This is a genomic window from Pseudomonas sp. 37 R 15, from assembly GCF_900004865.1.
Lineage (GTDB): Bacteria > Pseudomonadota > Gammaproteobacteria > Pseudomonadales > Pseudomonadaceae > Aquipseudomonas > Aquipseudomonas fluorescens_AM.
In genome coordinates, this window is record NZ_CVTV01000022.1 from 44,419 (window position 1) to 65,060 (window position 20,642).

At 61.2% G+C, this 20,642-nt stretch carries 18 protein-coding genes; 2 read left to right on the top strand and 16 right to left on the bottom strand.

Annotation, left to right across the window (positions count from 1 at the left end; translation table 11 throughout):
- Positions 1-91: 91 nt before the first annotated feature.
- The 3 genes from BFQ04_RS07240 to BFQ04_RS07250 all read right to left on the bottom strand — a co-directional run bounded on the left by BFQ04_RS07240 (position 92) and on the right by BFQ04_RS07250 (position 4,038).
- A complete protein-coding gene (locus tag BFQ04_RS07240; RefSeq protein WP_065950219.1) occupies positions 92-3,082 on the bottom strand; it encodes an RHS repeat-associated core domain-containing protein in 2,991 nt (996 codons plus the stop codon).
- Between the two features lie 137 nt (positions 3,083-3,219).
- Positions 3,220-3,513 carry a BolA family protein gene (locus BFQ04_RS07245; RefSeq protein WP_065950220.1) on the bottom strand — a complete coding sequence of 98 codons (294 nt, stop codon included), beginning with the start codon at positions 3,511-3,513 and terminating at the stop codon, positions 3,220-3,222.
- Between the two features lie 6 nt (positions 3,514-3,519).
- A complete protein-coding gene (locus BFQ04_RS07250; RefSeq protein ID WP_003175221.1) occupies positions 3,520-4,038 on the bottom strand; it encodes a DUF2059 domain-containing protein in 519 nt (172 codons plus the stop codon).
- Positions 4,039-4,220: 182 nt separating this feature from the next.
- On the opposite strand from BFQ04_RS07250, the gene BFQ04_RS07255 reads away from it, so the two are divergent.
- Positions 4,221-5,609, top strand: coding sequence for a class II fumarate hydratase (locus BFQ04_RS07255; RefSeq protein ID WP_065950221.1), 1,389 nt, complete (start codon positions 4,221-4,223; stop codon positions 5,607-5,609).
- 348 nt (positions 5,610-5,957) lie between these two features.
- On the opposite strand, the gene BFQ04_RS07260 is transcribed toward BFQ04_RS07255, so the two are convergent.
- The 13 genes from BFQ04_RS07260 to pap form a co-directional block, all read right to left on the bottom strand.
- Entirely contained in the window at positions 5,958-6,911 is a 954-nt protein-coding gene (locus tag BFQ04_RS07260) for a DMT family transporter (RefSeq protein WP_065950222.1), read from the bottom strand.
- 75 nt (positions 6,912-6,986) lie between these two features.
- Positions 6,987-7,943, bottom strand: a complete 957-nt coding sequence (locus BFQ04_RS07265; protein WP_065950279.1) for a fimbrial protein — start codon at positions 7,941-7,943, stop codon at positions 6,987-6,989.
- A gap of 68 nt (positions 7,944-8,011) precedes the next feature.
- The gene (locus BFQ04_RS07270) at positions 8,012-8,980 is read right to left on the bottom strand and encodes a fimbrial protein (RefSeq protein ID WP_065950223.1); all 969 of its coding nucleotides are present in this window, start codon (positions 8,978-8,980) and stop codon (positions 8,012-8,014) included.
- A 37-nt stretch (positions 8,981-9,017) separates the two neighbouring features.
- Complete coding sequence (locus BFQ04_RS07275) at positions 9,018-9,554, bottom strand: fimbrial protein (protein ID WP_065950224.1); 537 nt, start codon at positions 9,552-9,554, stop codon at positions 9,018-9,020.
- Between the two features lie 11 nt (positions 9,555-9,565).
- The gene (locus tag BFQ04_RS07280) at positions 9,566-10,045 is read right to left on the bottom strand and encodes a fimbrial protein (RefSeq protein WP_065950225.1); all 480 of its coding nucleotides are present in this window, start codon (positions 10,043-10,045) and stop codon (positions 9,566-9,568) included.
- Between the two features lie 28 nt (positions 10,046-10,073).
- Complete coding sequence (locus BFQ04_RS07285) at positions 10,074-10,556, bottom strand: fimbrial protein (RefSeq protein ID WP_065950226.1); 483 nt, start codon at positions 10,554-10,556, stop codon at positions 10,074-10,076.
- Between the two features lie 10 nt (positions 10,557-10,566).
- Positions 10,567-11,148: a fimbrial protein gene (locus BFQ04_RS07290; RefSeq protein ID WP_065950280.1), complete on the bottom strand. Its 582-nt coding sequence runs from the start codon at positions 11,146-11,148 to the stop codon at positions 10,567-10,569.
- 17 nt (positions 11,149-11,165) lie between these two features.
- Positions 11,166-11,927 (bottom strand): fimbria/pilus periplasmic chaperone, encoded by a 762-nt coding sequence (locus tag BFQ04_RS07295; protein ID WP_065950227.1) that lies wholly within the window; start codon positions 11,925-11,927, stop codon positions 11,166-11,168.
- A complete protein-coding gene (locus BFQ04_RS07300; protein WP_157829686.1) occupies positions 11,924-14,527 on the bottom strand; it encodes an outer membrane usher protein in 2,604 nt (867 codons plus the stop codon). The genes BFQ04_RS07295 and BFQ04_RS07300 overlap by 4 nt, the downstream gene beginning before the upstream one ends.
- Positions 14,528-14,547: 20 nt before the next feature.
- Positions 14,548-15,108, bottom strand: a complete 561-nt coding sequence (locus BFQ04_RS07305) for a fimbrial protein (protein WP_065950228.1) — start codon at positions 15,106-15,108, stop codon at positions 14,548-14,550.
- Between the two features lie 51 nt (positions 15,109-15,159).
- A complete protein-coding gene (locus BFQ04_RS07310; RefSeq protein WP_065950229.1) occupies positions 15,160-15,681 on the bottom strand; it encodes a fimbrial protein in 522 nt (173 codons plus the stop codon).
- A gap of 486 nt (positions 15,682-16,167) precedes the next feature.
- Positions 16,168-17,352 carry a thiolase family protein gene (locus tag BFQ04_RS07315; protein WP_065950230.1) on the bottom strand — a complete coding sequence of 395 codons (1,185 nt, stop codon included), beginning with the start codon at positions 17,350-17,352 and terminating at the stop codon, positions 16,168-16,170.
- Between the two features lie 819 nt (positions 17,353-18,171).
- The gene (pap, locus tag BFQ04_RS07320; RefSeq protein WP_065950231.1) at positions 18,172-19,686 is read right to left on the bottom strand and encodes a polyphosphate:AMP phosphotransferase; all 1,515 of its coding nucleotides are present in this window, start codon (positions 19,684-19,686) and stop codon (positions 18,172-18,174) included.
- A gap of 156 nt (positions 19,687-19,842) precedes the next feature.
- Between pap and mnmD the strand changes: the two genes are divergently transcribed.
- A partial coding sequence (gene mnmD / locus BFQ04_RS29935; RefSeq protein ID WP_256544560.1) for a tRNA (5-methylaminomethyl-2-thiouridine)(34)-methyltransferase MnmD occupies positions 19,843-20,642 on the top strand: 800 nt, incomplete at its 3' end.

Consider the following 20,642-nt stretch of genomic DNA (forward strand, 5'->3'; position numbering starts at 1 on the left):
ACTCCAGTTTTTGATCGTTCCCACGCCTGGGAACGATCACCGCAGGCTTGAATCCGTGGCCGCCCGGCAGGACGGCGGCCCATTCATCCTCCTACCTGGACCGCGGGCCTCGGCGCCAGCCCATCGCCAAGGCCGAGTACCCGCCCCTGGCAAACTGCACGAAAAAGCCACGCCATTCGGTCAGCGCAGAAAACACGCCGCGGGCCGCCATCACAAGGTTTTGAGTGACCCGACCTTGGGCCGCCATGGGCAAGCCCGTCAACGAAACAGCCAATGCTTCGACACCGCGCGCGGCCCAGTGCGTCCACACCTGATTGAACATTCGGCTCAGCCCACCGTGCGCCGTCGCGGCGGGGTCCGGCAGCTGCAGGGTTTGACCATGGATATCTTGGCTGGCCGTCGGGTGACCGCCACGAATCATCGTTCCCATTGCTGCATCGTAGGCTTCTATCAGAGGTGAGACATTGGGTTGCATCAGGGCGGGTACTTCCCCGCCGTACATCGCATTGGCCACGGTTGCAAGGCCATAGGCCGCCGTCGCTCCGGCGGTGCGCGTAACCCTGCCCCGCAGCGGCGTGCTGCCCCAGGAGACGCCGGTACCGTGGCCACGGATGATCTGCTGCACAAGTTCCCTGGAGAGCGCGCGGACATGCCCGCCCAAGCGCTGGACTGTCACCGGGTCCCAGCTGTGCTCGGCTTGATCGCCTATCGAGTCGCCATACATGGCATACCCCATACCTGCGGCACCTGCAAAAATAGCACCGATATGTGGCGCATATTGCGTCCAATTACCGGCGACACCCGTACTCATATGCGCCGTGGACACTGCATCCAGCGCCGCGACGGTAATGCGCAGGATTTGGTTGCGTTGCGCCGTCGGTTGGATAGTGCTGAAGACTGCCAGATCGACGCCCGTCCATAAGGTATTGGAAATATAGGTGGATAAACCATCGCGAATCGCGGCCGATGCACCCGCCTGCATCCTGGGTCGAGCAATACGCGCTATATGCGCGAGCCTGCGACTGATGGAAAGCCTGCGCAGTTGTGTCTGCCGAGGCTGCTCCAAGGCCGGAGTCGACGTCAGCCCATGCTCATCGACTTTCGTGACGGGGTTACCGCCCACCATGGCGTACGCATTCAAACCATCGGCATCGCCGGCCGGGTCCGGGCTGATCCAGCGACACAACCACGGCGCGTAATACCTGAAGCCGTAGTAGGACAGCCCACTGGCATCGCGTTCCTTGCCCGAATAACGGATGAATTTATAGCTCGCCTCGCTGGCGCTTTTCGCCGCCCACCACGCGGTACCGCCGTAGGGATAATAGCTTTCCTGACTCAATAGCTGCGCCTGCTCGCCCAGCTCCAGTGCGCTGCTGCCCAAGTGGTCCGACAAACCGTAACGGATCTGCACCGCCTGGCTGTCGCCCGAGGGGTGACGATCCCAGGACAGTACCCGGATGGTGAGCGTACCGACATCGATGTCGAGTACATTCAATTGCTCCCCCGTTGCACTGTCATGGCGGATCTCCAACCCTGGCAAGTAACGCACCTGCGCCGTATGCACCACGCCCCTGGCCTGGGTTACCCGGCGCTTGAGGATGCGCCTGCCGGTCGCATCGTATGCGTAGCGTTCCTCATCGTCGTTTCCTCCCTCGCGCAGCACCTGCGTGAGGCGCACCAGCTGATTGCGCACATCCCAGCCCATGCTTTGCCCGCCCTCCAGTGCTTGCAGATTGCCATTGCGGTCAAAGCCCTGCCCCAACCCCGGCACGCCCCTGCCATCGGCCTGCGGCACGAAATGATTGCTGTCGGCGGCCACACTCATCTGGCGCGTGAACCCCGTGCCGCTGCTGGGCACGTGCTGCAACTCAAGCAAATTGCCGGCCTCGTCATAGCTGAACTGCTGGGTGTAGCGACGCCAGACGCTGTCGTCAGCCGAGCCGAACGCCACCCTCGCTGGTAACGTGGGGCCACCCTTGTTGCCGGCGGTTTCACGCCCGGTGGCCTTGATCAATTGCGATAACGTGTCGTACTCATAGACGCTGCCCGAACTGATCCGGGTGTTGCTCGACCATTGTGTCGGCTGGGCAAGATCGTCGATCCGCACAACGTTGCCGATGCCGTCATAATCGTAAGTCAGATCTTGCAGCACTGTGCCCGTCGGCCCTGGCACACGGGCACTCATCTGCCGCAAGCGACCATCGACTTCACGGTAATGCAGGGTACGCACAACGCCGTTCCCGGCATGTTCGCTGATCACTTGGCCCGCCGCGTTGTAGCGACGCTGGCCCATCAACTGCGTACGCACGCCGCCCGTGGGCGAAACAAAGACGCTCGCCGGCTGGCCGTCAACGCCATAGGCATACTCCAGGCGATTGTCCTTGGCATCCGTGTGATGCAGGCGTTCGCCCAGCGCGTTGAAACCCGTTGATGCCTGGAAACGCTCGGGTTCCAGGCGTGCGTCGTGTTGCGCATCGGCAGGCGGCCAATCCAGCGCAGCCGTCGCCTGCCGGAAACGTCGAGTCTGCTGGACGACGTCTCCATGCAGCCCATAAAACTCGTGGAACAACGAACCGCCACCGTCATCATGCCGAATCACCTGGCCACAGCGGTTGCGTACGGCCTCTTCGTACGAGTGGGGAGCATAGACAATACGTTCGACACAGAGTGGTTGCTCGTCATTGGCCGCTTGCTCGAACACGGCGACGGGCCGCACGTATTGATCGTAGTGATGAGCCTGATAAGCGCCCCGCCCATCCCACTCTTCCAGTAACTGCCCAGCCTCACCCGGCAACATGAGCCGCCAGCCGGCATCCGCGCTGGCAACGCGCAACGCATGCCCGCCAAGGCTGTAGACCGTGTGTTGACTGGCCTGAGTGCCGGCCTGTGAACGCGACAATTGCCACAGGCGCGGATCCCACTGCTCAATCATCAAGCCGGAACTGCCAAACACCTGACGATGAATGCGCGCCTGCGGTTCAACCTTTGCGCTTGAGCGGTGGTAATCGACGTTACGAACAATTAACCCACGCGGGTCGATGGCGACCAGGGACGGCGTGTGTCGATGGAGGGAATAAGACATGACCTCAAGACCTTATTGCTGAATAAGTAGTCCTGAAAGCCTAAGGATGGGGGGTTGAGCAAGGTGGTGCTGGAGGATGTTTTGTGTGTCCGGGTACTGGCATCGCCCCGACCCACTCACGCGGGTCGGGGCCACACTCAATGCCCGCCGGCGCAGGTCGGCGAAGGCGGTGCCGCGTCGACCTTCGCCCATTCCTCAGGCGTGTAGGTGTGCAGCGCCAGCGCATGAAACTCGCTCATCAGGTCACCCAGGGTGGCGTAGACCTTCTGGTGGCGCTTGACGCGATTAAGCCCCTCGAACTGCTGGCTCACCAGCACGGCCTTGAAGTGGGTCTGCAACCCACGGCTGTGCATGTGGCTCTCGTCCAGCACATTCAAGTGATCCGGGGCCAGGGCGGCAAGCGCCGTTTCGATACGCTGTTGCATGGTCATTCCTGCTTACTTCTTCTTGGCCGGTGCGGCGGCTTTTGGCGCCAGCTCGTTGGTCATGTCTTCCAACAGCTTGTTCACCACCGGTACCGCGCTTTCCAGCTTGGCCTGGGTCATCTGGGCCGATTGCTGGGTCAGTTGCGGCATTTTTTCCAGGACTTTCTTGCCCAGAGGCGACTGGTAGAACGCGACCAGGTCCTTGAGCTCGGATTCGCTGAAGTTGGTGGTGTAGAGCTTGACCATGTCCGGTTTCAGCTTCGGCCAGCCGATGGCCTGGTCCAAAGCGGCGTTGGCTTTGGCCTGGTAGCTGTCGAGTACGGACTGCTTGGCGGCAGGCGCCTTGGTCTGTTCGAAACGCTGGGCGAACATTTGCTGCACTTGCATGTACACCGGGGTCCCCAGCTTGTCAGCGTGGGCCAGGGTAAGGAAGGCTTCGGCACTGGCGTTGTGGCTGGCGGTATCGGCAAAAACCTGGCCGCTGGCGCAAACCAGAGCAACCGCGGTACAGATGGCACGAAGACGAGTCATCGAGTTTCCTTTTCTAGCTGGCGAGGTCTTACCCCCAAGGGCGACCATTCTGCGCCTAAAAAACCTCGCGGCTCAACCCCGGGCCGTGTCAGGTGTGGTTTGATCGATGAAACGTCTTTTATGGAACCCCCTTGGCCAATCACAGCCTAAACTGCGCAAACGAACCTGAAGGAGTGTGCCCGATGAGCCGTATCGAAACCGACAGCCTGGGAGAAGTCCACGTCCCGGATGACGCTTACTGGGGCGCCCAGACCCAACGTTCGCTGGTGAATTTTGCCATCGGCGAGCAGCGCATGCCGCTGGCGGTCCTGCATGCCCTGGCGCTGATCAAGAAGGCCGCTGCACGGGTCAACGACCGCAACGGCGACCTGCCCGCTGATATCGCCCGCCTGATCGAACAGGCCGCCGATGAAATCCTCGACGGCCAGCACGACGACCAGTTCCCCCTGGTGGTGTGGCAGACCGGCAGCGGCACCCAGAGCAACATGAACGCCAACGAAGTGATCGCCGGCCGTGCCAATGAACTGGCCGGCGGCAACCGCGGTGGCAAGAGCCCGGTGCACCCCAACGACCACGTCAACCGCTCCCAGAGTTCCAACGACTGCTTCCCCACCGCCATGAGCATTGCCACCGTGAAGGCCGTGCACGAGCAGCTGTTGCCGGCCATCACGGTGCTGTCCGGCGGCCTGGCGGAGCTGGCGGCGCGGCACATGAAGCTGGTCAAGACCGGCCGCACCCACATGATGGATGCCACGCCGATCACCTTCGGCCAGGAACTCTCGGCGTTTATCGCCCAGCTCGACTACGCCGAACGCGCCATCCGCAGCGCCCTGCCCGCCGTGTGCGAGCTGGCCCAGGGCGGTACGGCCGTTGGCACCGGGCTCAATTCGCCCCATGGCTTTGGCGAAGCGATTGCCGCCGAGCTGGCCGCACTGTCGGGCCTGCCGTTCGTCACCGCGCCAAACAAATTCGCCGCCCTCTCCGGCCATGAGCCGCTGGTGACCTTGCACGGCGCGCTGAAAACCCTGGCCGTGGCCCTGATGAAACTCGCCAACGACCTGCGCCTGCTCGGCTCCGGCCCGCGCGCGGGGTTGGCAGAAGTCAAATTGCCAGCCAACGAACCGGGCAGTTCGATCATGCCCGGCAAGGTCAACCCGACCCAGTGCGAAGCCCTGTCGATGCTGGCCTGCCAGGTGCTCGGCAATGACGTGACCATCGGCATCGCCGCAAGCCAGGGGCACTTGCAGTTGAACGTTTACAAGCCGGTGATCATCCACAACCTGCTGGAATCGATCCGCCTGCTGGCTGATGGCTGCAACAACTTCCAGGAACACTGCATCGCCGGCCTTGAGCCTGACGCCGAACACATGGCTGAACACCTGGAACGTGGGCTGATGCTGGTGACCGCCCTCAACCCGCATATCGGCTATGACAAATCCGCGCAGATCGCCAAGAAGGCCTATGCCGAAGGCCTGACGCTACGGGAGGCGGCGCTGGAGCTGGGCTACCTCACGGACGCAGAGTTCGACCAGTGGGTACGCCCGGAAAACATGCTGGAGGCCGGGCACTAAGCGCCAACGGTTACCGGTGATCAAAGGTGGGAGGCTTGCCCTGATACCCATTGTAGGAGCGAGCTTGCTCGCGAAAAACTCACAGGCACCGCGTTCGTTCAGAAAGCACGCGTTATCGTTAACGTTTTTCGCGAGCAAGCTCGCTCCTACAGAGGGCACATTTGCACCGGGCTCGGCACAAGATGCCGGCCGGCTCCAAGGCCGCCGCGCTTTTGCTTTTGATCTTAGGCGCCCGGTCAATGGCCGTTACTGAATAATGGATATGTACTCGGTCTGATCCAAAATACTGGCCAGCCCTGAGGCCGCTATCGGGGGCAAGCCCCCTCCCACATTTGGCTCTTCATACCCCTAGACCAACCGCGCACGCCGAGCCTTGAGCCCCGCCACCAGCGACGGCGCCAGCGCCACCATCGCCGAGCCCATCACCACCACCAGCGCGCCAAAATAGCCCAAGGCGTTGATCGCTTCAGCCTGCACAAAATCCGGCCACAGCCACGCCGCCAGTGCCACCGCCACAAAGGTCACCAACGGCGTCAGGGCCAGGGTCGCACTGACCCGCGACGCCTCCCAATGCGCCAGCGCCTCGGCAAAGGCGCCGTAGGCCACCAGCGTGTTCATGCAGCACGCCAGCAGCAGCCAGCCTTGCAGCGGGCTCAGTTGCAGCGCTTGCAGCGGATGCGCCCACGGCGTGAGCAATACCGCACACGACAGGTAGATCACCATCATCACCTGCAGCGAATTCCACACGGTCAGCAACTGCTTCTGGCCCAGGGCGTAGAACACCCAGATGCTGGTCGCCAGCAGCACCGTCAACACGCCGGCGGTGTAGGTGCCCATCGAGGTCAGCAACTCAGCCAGGCGCTGGTTGAAGAACAACCCGAAGCCAATGATCAGCACCATCAGCCCCACGCCCTGCCCAAGGCTGAAACGCTCCTTGAACACAAATACGCTGGCAACCATCAGAAAGATCGGCCCCATCTGCACCACCAGTTGCGCGGTACCGGGACTCAGCATCTTCAAACCCACCAGATACAACACATAATTGCCCACCAGCCCGCACACGGCCATCGCCACCAGCCAGCCGCCCTTGGGGCCAAGTACCTTGCGGCTGGGCAAGCGCCGGGTGAACGCCAGGTAGATAAACAGGCAACTGCCCGCGACGATCAGGCGAAACCAGGTCACCGTGATCGGGTCCATCACCTGCAATACCTGTTTGAGCTTGATCGGTAGAATGCCCCAGAGCAGCGCGGTCAACAGGGTCAGGAGAAAACCGTAGACCCAGCGGCCCGAAGAGATGTGCATGAGTGCCCCAGATGCCAGAGGAAGTGGAACGGGCATTCTAGGGGCATGCGGTGCGCTTTGGGTACCGCGCTGTGTTCAGGGCACGCCCATCACCAGTATCCCGCTGCCGCTGACGGGGCCGGCGGCCGGCAACGAGCCCGCCCGACGAACCAGGGAAAACGTCACGTCGTCGGCGCCCGTGCTGTTAGTGATGCGGGTCAGGAACGAACCGTTGACCGGTACGGCGGACCCATTGCGCACCAGGGCTGTGCCCACATCGGCATTGTTCATCAACAGCAGGCGAGAGTCGAAACCGGTGCGGGTGCCTTTGTACGTGATGGTGATGGGTGTATTGATCCCGCCATCCGGGCATGAATAGGTGAGCCTGCGGTTACTGACGATGGACGATGTCAGCGGGTCGGTGCCTATCCCTCGCTGGTGCACGTTACCGAAGTTGATCTCGATGGGGTGGTTGTTGTTGATCGTGCAGGTTGACGGGGAGACGGTGAAGTCGTTTTTGGCAAAGTAAGTAACCCTGAGGTTTGCAGTCTCCGAGCTGTAGTTGTTCGTGGCGATCAGGCGTAGTACACCAAGATTGTCCCCTGCTACAACATTGATGGGGTTGGAAGGAAAATTACGCACCAATATAAAGGGGACGACATTGATCAGGTAACCGACCCCGTTGTTGGGCATGGTCGCCACCCTTATGCCCGAAGGAACCGGGGTGTTATAGAACGCCCCGTTGATACTCAAACCCGTCTGTTGACCGCCGAATGACGGGCCGGGCGTCCAGGGGGTACCTGAAGCGTTACCCGTCGACCAATAGTCCACCCCCCACCCCGGGCCCTGCCCAGCGGAGTAACGACATTCCAGCCTCGCCCCTTCCATCATGATGCGTGTACGGTCCGCGTTGAGGGTGACCGTAACGGGGACCTGTAGATTGGGGTTGCCGGTTTCCCAGTTCCCTCCATTGACACGGCAATGGACAGCTTGCGCGGTCGTAGCAAAACCCGTCAGAGCAAGAAGCACCAAGGCTCCAGATAGTCGTTTCATTCTGATCTCTCTCGAACGCCTGATAAATAGAGCGTGCCACCCTGTGCGAGCGGGCTGGATCTTATGCATCAGGGCACCCCCATCACCAGCACACCGCTGCCGCTTACGCCCCCCGCGCTCGGTAGCGCCCCGTTGCGCCGAACGAGAGCAAACGTCACATCGTCCCCGCCTGTGCTGTTGGTGATACGGGTCAGGAACGCATCGTTCACAGGTACCACTGAACCCGCGCGGACAAGCGCCGTGCCCACGTCCGGATTGTTCATCAGCAACAAACGTGAATCGAACGACGACGGGCCGCCTTTGTAAGTAATGGTGATCGGTGTAGTGATCCCGCCATCCGGACATGAGTAGGTGAGCCTGCGGTGGCTGACAATCGAGGTTGTCAGCGGGTCAGTGCCTATGGCCCGTTGATTCACGGTGCCGAAGTCGATATCGATGGGATTGTTGTTGTTGATCGTGCAGGTCGATGGAGAGATGCCGAAGTTGTTATCGGCGGTGTACGTCAGTACGAGCCTGGTACTTCCCGAACTGTAGTTGTTGGTCTGGTGAAGATTCAACGCGCCCAGGATGTCCCCTCTTCGAACGTCGATAGGGTTGCTCGGATCGTTTCTCAGCAAGATATAGGGGGCTACGTTGATGGGGTACCCCAGACCGTTATTAGGCATGGTCGCGATCCGGATGTTATACGGCACAGGGGTGTTATAAAACGCGCCGTTTATGCGTAAGCCAGTACCTTGCGCGGAAAATTTCGGGCCGGGCACCCAGGGGGAACCGGCCTGCGCAGAGGTTCCCCAATAATCTATGCGCGCAGGGTGAGCGGGGGATGGAGTAAATCGGCACTCCAGCCATGCACCTTCAAGGATCAGACGGGTACTGTCCGAGCCCACTCTGACCGTGACGGGGACCTGCAGATTCAGGATCCCACCGTCTCCAACATATCGCCACGCTCCGCCATTCACGCGGCAATCAGCTGCTCGAACGGCCGTGTTGACACCCAGCAGGACGAGAAGCGCTATAACGCCATAGAGTCGTTTCATCTTGATCTCTTGTTGCTCTGCTCTACCCGGCCACAGCCTAGGGATAGTCCAGCGTAAAAGTTGAGGTCACCGTGTACGCACCGTGCCCGATGGTCTGATCCTTGATGGCGGTCGGCTCGCCCTGCACATAGGCCTTGAGCTCGATGGCATTGCTGCCGTCGCTCAACACCTGTCTGTCGCTGACGGTATTCAAGGGCAAGGGTTTGTCGCTCAGCGTCTCCATGCCGACGCCAATGCCCGAGGCGCCGCTGCCACCGTCCAGTGCGAGCAAGCCGGGAAGCTCTCTGCTCTCGGCGCCGCCGAAGGTGATGGTCACCGAGTTGCCGATCGTGGTATCGCAGTCTTCCAGGTGCAGCTTGAAACGCTTGCCCACCGAGCGCGTGTTGATATACAGGTACTTGCTGGTGAGGTCCCAGAGTTCCAGCGTGACGGCCTCGTCGCCGGGGCGCAGGGTGCAGGCCTCTTCAACCAGGTTGCCTTTGAAACGCAGATTGTCCGCCGCCTGGCCCAGGGGGATCAGGCCGATGGCGAGCAGAACGGCCAGGCCTGCCGTTTGAACCCTTTGATATCGCATCGATTCAGCTCCTACTGGTATTCGGCCAACAACGTGGCCACCGCCGTGAACCTGGCCGGAGGCAGCGTTGCACCGGGCTGCTGCACGGGCACTACCTCCAGGGTCGGCGGTGACGACAAGGTGATGTCCAGGGGCGTATTGAGTGGGAATGGCAGGTTGTTCTGAAACACCCGAATGCCCAGCGCAGGCACGCTGGTCTGCACCGCTGAACCGTCAAACGCCGTGGGCGTGCCGTTGAGACTCAGTTTCAATGCCCATGGCAGGGTGTCGGTGCCGCAGTTGATCGCGTAGCCGACCGCTCTGCGATACCTCACCCCATCGACGCGTTTTACCCCGACATCGCCAAAATCGACCTCAATGGTGTTGCCCGCATCGATCGTGCACGGAGGCGGCTCGTTCAGTGTCCCGCTGAACGTCAAGTTGGCCGACGCTCCACTGCACAGGCCGATGACGCACAGAGCGAGCAAGGCTCGCGGCTGCCAAGCTGTCATGGGTCGTTCCTCTCTTTATCGGTAACCATCATTGGTAGTCGACCACCAGGGTCGCGGTGGCATCGAAGGCCCCGCCGGTCAGCGTGCTGCCCGCACGTTTGACCGGCACCGCCTGCACCACGGGGAAATTGGGATAGGTAAAATTCACCGCTGTATTGAGCGGCCAGTCAGCGCCATTCACAAACAGCCTGACGCCAAGGTCCGCCTTGCGGGTGGCGAGCGCGCGGTTGTCAAACGACGCCGCCGTGCCCTTGAGTTCCAGGCTCAACGCATTGCTGAATGGCGAATCACAGGTCACGGTATACGGCACCCCGCGCCGGTAATTGACCCCATCGACCCGTGACGTCAGCAGGTCATTGCCGAACGGTACATCCAGCGTGCTGCCACCGTTGATGACGCACGGCGGGGGCGCGATGATCACCGCGCGAATGGTCAAACTGGTTTCGGCCTGCAAGGCCTGGCTGACCGCCATCCACACGCCGCCGGCAATCAAGCCGATTGATTTAGCCATCGTTGCACCCCTACTCATAAGTCAGCCTGAAATCCACCACGGCCCTGAATGCCCCGGCGGTCAACGGCGCAGCGGTGCGCGTGGGCCGTACATTCCAGGTCTGGGTATTGCGGCCCACGGGCAAAAACAGCGGCTGACCCCTTGAGCCCAACTGCACGTCGCGACCGAGGGCATCGGTCAACTGCAGGCCCATGCCGGTAATGCCCTGCACTTTGACCAGCCGCGGATCGTCGGCATCGGCCGGCGCCTCGAATGTGACCGACAGCACCGGTTGGTAAGCACTCCAGGTCAGGTTGCCGGTACGTTCATTGCGGATACGGCCGGCGGTGCGCAGGCAATCGGTGAACCGCAGCTGAAAAGCCTTGGGGGTCGCCTGGTCACCGGGCCGTTGCAACTGGCTGGTCGACACGGCGTCCAGGTCGACGGTCTGGTGCAGCGACGTCATCTCCAGGCTGCAAGGCGACTCATGCATGGACCCGAGCACATTCAGCATGCCGCTCATGCCTTCGATATCGTCCTCATCCGCGGCCTGCGCGCCCATCGCCAAGGCCCATAACAGGGCGCCCAGGACCTTCACTTTTTGCGACTTCATGACGTTCTCCAGCACCATTACTCATTCGCCGGCGCGGCCTGCCGGTCCACGGTGCAAGTGTCCCCCGTGCAGGTGAAGGCCAGGAGCGGGCGACCGCCGTAGTCGTTCACGTAAGCCAGATAGGGGCTCGTGCCCAGTGCCTTGGCGGCAGGCCCCAAGACCAGGGAGCCTTTGGGGGGAACCATCAGTGGCACGAAACCCGGCACGGTTGTGCTGTCCTTGCTGCTGCGTGCATCCACCAACGTCACGTAATAGGGCGTGGGGTTACTCACCCGGTATTGATCGCCTTCACGGGTCAGGGTCAGTTTTTCCTGCCACGGGTTGGACAAATCCTGCTGGCTCGGCTCGATGGCCTGCGGGCGGTAGAACAACTTGATACGGGTTTGCAGCGCGATCTGCAGGGTGTTGGACTTATCGCTGCGCGGCGGAATTTCCCTCAAGTTGAAGTAGTAGACCGTCTCCCGGTCCTGAGGCAGCGACTTGGCCGCCGGCAACGCCTGGACCTTCACCTGGCTTTGTTTACCCGGCTCCAGGCGTTGAACCGGTGGAAGCACGATCAACGGCGTGGTGATTTTCTTACCGGTTTCATCCTCGATCCAGCCCTGGGCCAGATAGGGCAACTGGGTGTTGTTGTTGGTGATATTCACGCTGGTGGCCTCTTTGCCACCGTCGAAAATCACGCGGGTACGGTCCAGGCCCACGGCAGCGTTGGCAGTCTGGGTCAAGGCCAGGGCCAACAGCGCGAAGGGTGGGAATAGGCGACGTGTATTGGGCATCATGAGGCTGTGTTCTCCGTATCGATAGGCGTGCCGGACAGCCCGGCGGGCTCGGGCAAGGATGGATCGGCGGCTACCGGCTGGCAGCGCAATTGCAGGGCATCGGTCAACCCATCGGCAGGCAACGTGGCAGGCAGCGTGAGCAGGCAGCGTGCGCCGCCGCCCCAACTGACGGTCATCTGCTCGCCGGCCTGGATGCCGCTCAGGTAGACCTCGCCGCCATCATTCACAATGCCGGTATCCTGTTGCTTGAGGTTCTGCACCGTCGCGCCGAAGGGCGGCGAGCTGCCATCCGCCAGGCGCAGTACCGCCATGGCTTTTTCACCGGCAATCACATCCAGCGAGCGATAACCGATTGCCCCTTCGGTGAGCGTCAATTGCGTGACTGATTGAGTGGCTTCGACATTGCTCGGCAAGCGCTCCAAATCAACGCTGGCGGCGGTGCGCTGATAGCTGCTGATATCCGAGATCACGGCTTTGCCAAAGGCATTGCTGCGGGTCGGCGCGCCATAACCGCGCACCGGCACATCGGGCACACCGGCGGTATCGACCATCAGGCGGGTGCCGCCTGTACTGGTGGTTCGATGGAGCGCCGCACCGTAGGCCGTGAGCGTGGCACCGCCGCGTGCGGAGACACCGAGGTTGCTGGAACCGCCCTGCTGCCTGCTGGCACTCACGTCGATGTCGACGTTGTCGCCCATATGGCTCAGGTAACCGCTGGCGGAGGTGTCGCTGGCACTGAGCTGGTAGCTGTTACGCTCATCGAGGCGGTCGCTGTAGCGCGAGGCAAAACCGTTTTTGCCGGCGGCTCGATTGGCGTCCAGCGACAGCGTGCCGGTACGCCCCAACGGCAGGCTGACCGTCAGCGCCATGCCGTTGTCCTTGTAGTTGTATTCCTGGGTGCGGTACATGTTCAGCGACAGGCTCATGTTCTTGACCGTGCCCACATTGAAGTAGCGCGACAGCGACAGGTTCCAGCGATGCGTGTCCGGCCGGTCCCAGTAGGTTTGCTTGTTGTAGCTGGCGTAGACAGTGGCGCCCAGGTCACGAAACTGCTTGTTGACCGTCACCGTATACAGCGCTTTGCTGCCACCGATGGGCCGCCAACCCTCGTTGGGATCGCGGTAGTCCCCTCGCCCGCCAAGCTCGCCGTTCAACCCGTAATGCCGTGCATCCAGGTACTCACTCATGCTCAGGAAGTTCTTCTCGGAAAAGCGGTAGCCGGCGAAGGTCACCTGGCTGTCGTACTCTTCGAAGTTCTTCGAGTATTGAAGGCGGTAGGATTTACCCGAGAGCGTCTCGTTCCAGACGTTGGCACGCGACTGCGTGACATCCAGCGAGACGGCACCGAACGCCAGCAAGTCCCGCCCGGCGCCCACGGCTAACGCCCGATAGTTGTTATCGGTGATACCGCCACCGAACAACGACCAGCCATTGCTCACGCCCCAGGAGAACTCTGCGGTACCGAAGACGGCGCCATCGGAGCCCGTCTGAAGGTTGGATGGTCGCCCGCTTGCCAGCTTGTAACGGACTTGGCCTGGGCGCGTCAGGTAAGGCACACCGGCCGTATTGAGTTGGAAGGTATGGACCGAACCGTCCTGTTCTTCCACCCGCACATCCAGCTTGCCGGTCACCGCATCATTGAGGTCCTGAATGCGAAAGGGGCCGGCCGCAACCAGGGTTTCGTAGAGCACACGGCCCTGCTGGCTGATGATGACTTTGGCGTTGGTCCTGGCCACACCGACCACTTCCGGCGCGTAACCGCGCAAGTTGGGGGGCAGTTGACTTTGATCCGAATTGAGCGCGGCGCCGGTAAAGCGGAAGCTGTCGAACAGGTCCGAATACAGATAGTTCTCACCCACCACCAGGCGCGCCTGCAACGCCGGGATGGCGCGATACGCGTAATAGCGGCTCCACTCCAGTTTTTGCGGGCCGGCGGCCTCCTGCCGACCGCTCTCCACACGCCCCTGCCAATCCGCCCTGAGACGCCAGGCACCGGCATTGGCCCCCACGGTTCCATTACCGCTGAGGTTTTTGCGCTGGCCATTGTCGCGCTGGTAATTGGACTGCGCCGTCAGGCTGTAGTCCACCAACAGCCCCGGCACCCCCTCATCCCATCGGGAAGGTGGGTCCCAATTGATAGCGTTGTATTCAAGGTAGGCCTGGGGCACGTTGATGCTCAGGGTCGAGGTGGCCAAATCACCCCTGACCTCCATGCCGGGCAAGCTTGTTATATCCAGGCACTCGCCGTCCTTCCACCACATCAGTTTGCCGGCTTCGGACACTTTCAGGTCCAGTTGCTCGACAAGACTGCGCGACAAACAGGCCTGGCTGCCCTTGGGGTCGTCATCGGGGGGATAGAACGCCACCGATTGCTCAGCAATAGGATGGGCATTGAGGTGCACAGCCATCGAGTAAGTGCCTGGCAGAATGAATCCGCTGCGCGCAAATTGAGACAAGTCAATGTTGGCGCGATCACTCAGATCGAGGACGTCGGTATTGAACTCGATATCCCCAGCACCCATTGCAGTGCCTGCCAGTGACATCAACCCGCCGAACAGCCCGGGACGCAGCGTATTTTTGATCTTCGACGTATTCAACATGCAAGCCTGTCCATCACTGTTCAAAAGTATTCCAACTTGAACCGCACCGCGGCACTGTGAGCCCCGACCACCAATGGCAAGCCGTTGCCGACCAGGAAAAACCGGTAGTTGAGTGTCATGTCACCTTCCGCCAGCGGGACCGGCGCCATGCGTTGCCCCGGCAGGCTTTCCTGGCCGGCGGCGTCGACGATGTGCAGGGCAACCCCCTGCGAGTCGCCAAACACTGCGAAGGAGAGCCCTGCCCTGTCGGTGGGACCTTCGAACGTCACGCGCATGTGTTCCCAATCCGGCAGGCTTGCACCTGGGCGCGACGGGTCCGGGCGGCTCAACGAGCAATTGACCAGACGCAGCTGAAAGGGATGGTCTTCGCCCCGCGTGTTGCGCAAGAGCCGACCCACCGGCTCGGGCGGCATCTCGATGGTTTGATCGATGCTGGCCAATTCCAGCCCGCAGGCGGAATCAACCACTTCCCCTCCCAGCAGCACGACCCCATCGCCTTGCGCAGCCGCCTGGGCGACAACACAAGGGCTGATGAATGTCGTTAATGAAGAGGCGATAGCCAGACGTATGAATGTGTTCACCTGGATCTCCCGTCAGAATCCCCCCGCCACACCGGGTGGCGGGGGTGAAACTTACTGATAAGCCAAAGTGAAATTGGTGACCGCGCTGAAGTCGCCGGGAATGATGTCCCCAGTGGCGGCGCCTTGTACGTACGCGCCGAATTCCAGCGTGTTATCACCCACGCTGATGACTTGCGGGGCGGTAGGCACACCCAACTTAACGAGGTCCCCGCCATGGGTCATCATGATGCCCAGGTTGCCTGCACCGCCGACCGTACCGATAGCACCGGGCACAACCGAGGATGGCGCGCCGGTGAAGGTCGTGGTGACCGTGTTGTCAGTGAGGCCCGTCAGATCGCAACCTTCCAGCTCGATCTTCACGGTCCGCGCTTCCGATTTGCCCCCCGCTTGCAGTTGATGCTTTGCAATCGCGCCCAGGCGAACGGTTTGGTCGACGGAGTCAGGCTTGATAGAGCAGGCACCCGAGTGGACCGACCCGATAAACGTCACTGTTCCGTCCGCCGCGTGCGCCATCGACATCGAACCCGCCAGCAGACCGACAGACAACAGCACAGTTTTCATTTTGGTTTTCATCTACAGATTCCCACTAACAAGTGTCATTAAGGAGCCTTGCCACCGATAGGCGCAGGGCTGATTAAAAGAGCGGTTTGACCTATGCATCGAGAGGAATTCCTGACGTGCTTTTCCAACTTTTTGTATTGCATTTCAGGATCACGCTCAACGCCGGGCAAGTGTCCACTTCACACTTGAAGAAGTAAGCCAGCCGTTTCGTTTAATGACGTAGCCTTTGTATATCAAGGCTTGCAGGAAAATTATGGCCATTTGCCAAAACTTTAAAAACAACTGAAGGAATAGGACTACACTGAAGTTAGATGAGAATTATTTAGTACTGGAAACAGCTGTAAGAATAGGGCTACATAGCCGTTAAAACAACAAACCCTACAGGGATTTTGCAACTAACTATTTGACCAGCGTGCAGGGACATGCCTGAACGGCAGATGCAAAAAGGGGGAGCAAAGCTCCCCCTGTCAGCGCGTGTTGCAACCCGTCAATCAAGGCCTAACGCACGGCCTCGAACAATCCGGTTGCGCCCATTCCGCCGCCCACGCACATGGTGACGATGCCGTAACGCAGGTTGCGGCGCTGCAACTCGCGCACCAGGTGCCCCACCTGCCGCGAGCCGGTCATGCCGAACGGGTGGCCGATGGAGATCGAACCGCCGTTGACGTTGTATCTGGCATTGTCGATTTGCAGGCGGTTACGCGCATACAGGCACTGCGAGGCAAATGCTTCGTTGAGCTCCCACAGGTCGATATCCGCCACCTGCAAGCCTTTGGCCTTGAGCAACCTGGGCACCGAGAACACCGGGCCGATGCCCATTTCGTCCGGCTCGCAACCGGCCACGGTAAAACCGCGAAAAAACGCCTTGGGCTTGAGCCCCAACGCCAGGGCTTTTTCCAGGCTCATCACCAGCGTCATCGACGCACCGTCGGACAGCTGCGACGAATTACCCGCCGTCACCGAACCGTCTTCGGCAAACACCGGCTTCAAGCCACTGAGGCTGGCCAGAGTGGTGTCGGGGCGGTTGCAGTCGTCGCGGTCGACCACGCCATCGAGCACCTGCACTTGACCGGTACGCTTGTCTTCGACTTTGTACTTGACCGCCATCGGCACGATTTCATCTTCGAACAACCCATCAGCCTGCGCCTGCGCGGTGCGCTGCTGGCTTTGCAGGGCGTACAGGTCCTGATCCTCGCGGCTGACGTTATAGCGACGCGCGACGATTTCGGCGGTCTGGCCCATAGGGAAATAAATGCCTGGTACCTGCTCCTTGAGCAGCGGGTTGATCAGGTGGTCGGTGTTGACGCTTTTCATGGTCAGGGTGATGGATTCCACACCACCGGCAACGATGATGTCGCTGCAACCCGAGGCAATCTGGTTGGCGGCAATGGCAATCGCCTGCAAGCCTGACGAACAGAAACGATTGAGGGTCATGCCCGCCGTACCGGTGCCCAGTTGCGACAGCACCGCCACATTGCGCCCGATGTTGTAACCCTGGGCGCCTTCGTTGGAGCCGGCGCCGACGATGCAGTCTTCGACCGTGACCGGGTCGATGCCATTGCGCACCAGCAGCGCGTTGACACAATGGGCCGCCATGTCATCGGGCCGGGTCTGGTTGAACTTGCCGCGAAAGGACTTGGCCAGGCCGGTTCGCACACTGTCGACGATCACTACTTCACGCATGGGGCTACCTCGATCTTGTGGTTGTGGATCGAGGATAGATGCGGGCCCGGCTGCCCGCGATGATCATTCACTGCATGGATGCGAAAGCATGGGACCGGGAAGACCGCTCTATCTGGTCTGTGCAGATCAACTGTGGGAGGGGGTTTGCTCCCGATGGCAGGCTGTCAGTCGATGCAGCTGCAACTGACTCACCGCCATCGGGGGCAAGCCCCCTCCCACAGTTGGGCCGAGTCAGGCTCAGGCTGTTTCTTCTTGTCGTGCTTGTCGGTTTTGGCGAAGGCATGGCGCGCGCAGGGAGTCTATCTGATGTGCACAAATCCAATGTGGGAGGGGGCTTGCCCCCGATGGCAGGCTGTCAGTCGATGCAGCTGCAGCTGACCCACCGCCATCGGGAGCAAGCCCCCTCCCACAGTTGGACCGAGTCAGGCTCAGGCTGTTTCTTCTTGTCGTGCTTGTCGGTTCTGGCGAAGGCATGGCGCGCGCAGGGAGCCTATCTGATGTGCACAAATTCAATGTGGGAGGGGGCTTGCTCCCGATGGCAGGCTGTCAGTCGATGCAGCTGCAACTGACGCACCGCCATCGGGAGCAAGCCCCCTCCCACAGTTGGATCGAGTCAGGCTCAGGCTGTTTCTTTTTGTCGTGCTTGTCGGGTTTGGCGAAGGCATGGCACGCGCAGGGAGTCTATCTGATGTGCACAAATCCAATGTGGGAGGGGGCTTGCTCCCGATGGCAGGCTGTCAGTCGATGCAGCTGCAGCTGACCCACCGCCATCGGGGGCAAGCCCCTCCCACATTGGACCGGGTTCGATCCAGGCTTTTTCTATTTCTTTTTCTTCTTGTCGTGCTTGTCGGACTTCTCGAATGCGTCTTCCAATGCCCGGTTGATCGTGCGCAATACCTTGACCCGCGCCCAGCGCTTGTCGTTGGCTTCCACCAGCGTCCAGGGCGCCACCTCGGTGCTGGTGCGATCAACCATGTCGCCTACCGCCGCACGGTAGTCGTCCCACTTGTCGCGGTTGCGCCAGTCGTCTTCGGTAATCTTGAAGCGCTTGAACGGAATCTCTTCGCGGGCCTTGAAGCGTTCCAATTGAGTCTCCTTGTCGATCGCCAGCCAGAACTTGACCACGATCACACCGGCATCGCGCAGCTGCTCTTCGAAATCATTGATCTCGCCATAGGCGCGCATCCAGTCCGTCGGGGTGCAGAAGCCTTCGATGCGCTCCACCAGCACGCGGCCGTACCAGGAGCGATCGAACACGGTGAACATGCCCCGCGCCGGGATCTTCTGCCAGAACCGCCACAGGTACGGCTGGGCGCGCTCGTCTTCGCTGGGCGCGGCAATCGGCACGATGTGGTACTGGCGCGGGTCCAGCGCGGCCGCGACACGGCGGATCGCTCCGCCCTTGCCGGCCGCGTCGTTGCCTTCAAAGACGGTGACCAGCGCGTGCTTGCGCATGCGTTTGTCGCGCATCAGGCCGGAAAAGCGCGCCTGTTCGGTAATCAGCTGTTCTTCGTAATCGTCCTTGTCCAGCCGCAGGCTCATGTCGAGGCTGTTGAGCAGGCTCATCTGGTCCACCGACGACGGCAGCGGCGCCGGGTTCATGCCACTGGCCTTGACCCTGGCCTGCTTCAACGCGCTCTGCAGGCCTTCGAGCAGGATCTTGCCCACGGTCAGCCCACGGTAATGCGGGTCGACCCCCTCGATCACGTGCCACGGTGCGTAGTCGCGACTGGTGCGGCGCAGCACGCGCTCGCCGAAATGCACGAACTTGTCGTAAGTCTTGGACTGCTGCCAGTCCAGCGGGCTGATGCGCCAGCTGTGCAGTGGGTCATCGGCCAGGGCCTTGAGCCGCGCCTTCATCTGTTTCTTGGACAGGTGGAACCAGAACTTGAAGATCAGCGCGCCTTCATCGCACAGCATCTTTTCCAGGCGCTCGGCACCGGCGATGGCCTGATCGAGCCGCGCATCCTTGATCTGTCCATGCACCCGGCCCTGCAGCATCTGGCTGTACCAGTTGCCGAAGAAAATCCCCATGCGGCCTTTGGCGGGCAACTGCCGCCAGTAACGCCAGGCCGGCGGGCGCGCCAGTTCTTCGTCGGTCTGCTGGTCGAAAGTGCGCACTTCGATCAGGCGCGGGTCCATCCACTCATTGAGCAGCTTGACGGTTTCGCCCTTGCCCGCGCCTTCGATGCCGTTGATCAGGATGATCACCGGAAAGCGCTTCTGCTGTTGCAGCTCGTACTGCACTTCCAGCAAGGCTTCACGCAGGGCCGGCACTTCGGCGTCATAGGTGTCTTTGTCGATGGCGTGACCGATTTCGGCGGATTCGAACATGGGCAGCTCCGTTTCAAGATGGCTCAAGACTAGCGGATTGGGCAACGACACGCGGGAGGAAATTCAACCGCCGCTTGCCGTGGATCAATTCAAGACCGGTTGATCGGCTAGAATGGCCGCCCTGTCTTTACCTGCCGTTATTCATATGAGCCACCCATGAACCCGATCACCCACGCCCAGCTCGACTGGGACGACCAAGGCCGCCCGCACTCGCGGGTGTTCGATGACGTGTATTTCTCCGACCAGTCGGGCCTGGAAGAAACCCGTTATGTGTTCCTTGAACAGAACCGCTTGCAGGCGCGTTTTGCGGCCTTGCCGGCCGGTGGGCGCCTGGTGATCGGTGAAACCGGATTCGGTACGGGCTTGAATTTCCTGTGTGCCTGGCAGTTATTCGACCAGCAGGCGGTGGCCGGGGCACGCCTGCATTTTGTCAGTGTGGAGAAATACCCGCTCAGCCATACCGACCTGCAACGTGCCCTCGCCCTCTGGCCCGAACTGCAACCTTACGCCGAGCAGTTGCTGGGCCAGTACATCGCCATCCATCAAGGCTTCCAGCGCCTGGTGCTGGACAACGGTCGCGTCACCCTGACCCTGCTGATCGGCGACGCCCTGGAGCAACTGCCGCAACTGGACGCGCAAATAGATGCGTGGTTTCTCGACGGCTTTGCCCCGGCGAAAAACCCTGACATGTGGACCGCCGAGCTATTCGCCGAACTGGCCCGCCTGGCCGCACCGGGTTCGACCATCAGCACCTTCACCAGCACCGGCTGGGTACGCCGGCTGATCAATGCCGCCGGGTTCAAGATGAAACGCACGCCTGGCATTGGCCATAAGTGGGAGATCCTGCGCGGGGAGTTTCTGGGGTGGCCCGAGGACCGTCCGGCGCCCGCCCGCGCCAAGCCCTGGTTCGCCCGGCCGGTGCCGGTCACCGGTGACCGCCACGCCATGGTCATCGG